The following is a 1,859-nucleotide window of genomic DNA, read 5'->3' on the forward strand; positions in this document are numbered from 1 at the left end:
CTGGCGCTCACACGCGGGGACTTTTACCTGAATGCCGCCCAGCCTTATGTGTCACTGGCCACCCTCAAGCAGCGCCAGGCCAAAGCCGAGCGCGGTCCCGGTGCCCCGTCCAAGAAAGTGGTCACTCATCGCCTGGTGCCCCTGTCAGACAGCCATTACGTCAACCAGCTGAACAGCATGGTAGCTACATTGCGCATTCCACTTGAGCGCAAAAATAAACGTACCGGCCGTCTGGAGCCCGCCCGCCTCTGGGAGGTAACGGATCGCACCGTGCGCACCTGGCTAAATGATGCCGTAACACGGGCCGCCGCCGATGGGGTAACGTTCTCGGTACCGGTGACACCGCACACCTTTCGTCACAGCTACGCCATGCACCTGCTGTACGCCGGGGTGCCACTGAAAGTGTTGCAAAGCCTGATGGGACACAAAAGCCTGAAATCGACTGAAGTTTACACACGGATATTTGCGCTGGACGTGGCGGCACGCCATCGGGTGCAGTTCTCAATGCCGGGGCAGGACGCCGTGGCCATGCTGAAACAACAGGAAGTTTGAATAAAATTGCTTTAAGCAATAATGCAGTTATAAACAATAAGTATCCATAATCCGCCAGAAGCGAGGCTGTTGTGAAATTTTCTTATCGTAATGGGTTTGATCCAGACTACAAAAATGAGCCAATTAAACAGGATGCCCCTGACTGGCTAAAGTCTTTATTCTTTCTTAAAGTACTCGATAACCTTATTTTTGTTGACGGAGATAGCCGTGTCCAAAATACAGAAAACAAACCTCTGGGAATAAAAGCATTAATAGAAAGAATATGCGCTGAAAATGGTCATGAAACAGATCAAGAAGACTTTGATTCATTTTATTGTTATGAATCTTTAAAGACGAGAATACAACATCTAGAGTGGTATAAATTTTACGATACAGTAGAAATTATCGGGCAGATATTAAAAGAAATTGAAGGTGAACAAACTTTTTCTTGGGCTAAGAAAACCTACGAAGAGTTCAGCTATGCATCTTACCGACAAAAAGTTAACGATCTGTTTTCCATGCATAAGATAGAATGGAAGCTGAACGAATCAAGTACCTTAGAAACGCCGCTGCCTCATGATTTAGAGCTCAGGGTTAATCAGACAGATTCGTCCCTTAAAGACAAGTTCGAACCTGCCAGAAAACATTATGCGAAAGCACGTGCTTTCACTCTCGGTTCACAAAAAGACCCAGAGAACTCGATCAAAGAGTCGATCAGTGCCGTTGAAAGCGTATGCCGTACATTATATCCGACCGCCTCCACACTGGGGGATGCGCTAAAAATAATGAAGAAGGAAAGTTCTATTTCCCCCTTACTTATCATCGTAATAGAAAAGTTTTACGCCTACACGAACGCTGAACCTGCGGTCAGGCACGGGAGCAACAAGGTATCCTCGGTTCTTGAATATGATGCTGAGTTAGCACTTCACATATCAGCAGCCTTCATACGAACCATTATTCAGAGAAAATCCGAGGATAATATCTAACGTAGGATTACGCTACGCGATTTCTTGGGATGCTTTACCGCCATGTTTAGACAGAATTAAAGCAGCGCAATTTGTGAGCGGTATACCCTAATGTCATAGATAAAATTATGGTCATTTCCCCATTGGATCATTACTTATCTGTCATGTACATTATGATCATCACCTAAACGTCACTTGTGGATAAAAAATGTACATTCACGGCTATCTCCGCGCCTCGACGAAAGAGCAAGACGCCTTCCGGGCCAAAAACCGTATGAAAACCTTTGTGGAAGAAAAAGGTTTTCGGATGGCCAGCTGGTACACCGAAAATGTGTCCGGGGCTTCACTCCAGCGGCCAGAACT

3 protein-coding genes are annotated in these 1,859 nt (G+C 46.2%); all 3 read left to right on the forward strand.

Annotation, left to right across the window (positions count from 1 at the left end; translation table 11 throughout):
• Window positions 1-552 (forward strand): tyrosine-type recombinase/integrase (locus tag AACW11_RS17250; protein ID WP_212587042.1); only part of this gene is annotated, 552 nt, incomplete at its 5' end.
• Window positions 553-623: 71 nt separating this feature from the next.
• Window positions 624-1,517 (forward strand): hypothetical protein, encoded by an 894-nt coding sequence (locus AACW11_RS17255; RefSeq protein WP_212587043.1) that lies wholly within the window; start codon window positions 624-626, stop codon window positions 1,515-1,517.
• Window positions 1,518-1,704: 187 nt separating this feature from the next.
• Window positions 1,705-1,859: recombinase family protein (locus tag AACW11_RS17260; RefSeq protein ID WP_212587044.1), on the forward strand; the 155-nt coding region annotated here is incomplete at its 3' end.

Source organism: Yersinia sp. Marseille-Q3913 (genome assembly GCF_963892745.1).
GTDB classification, from domain to species: Bacteria; Pseudomonadota; Gammaproteobacteria; order Enterobacterales; family Enterobacteriaceae; genus Yersinia; species Yersinia bercovieri.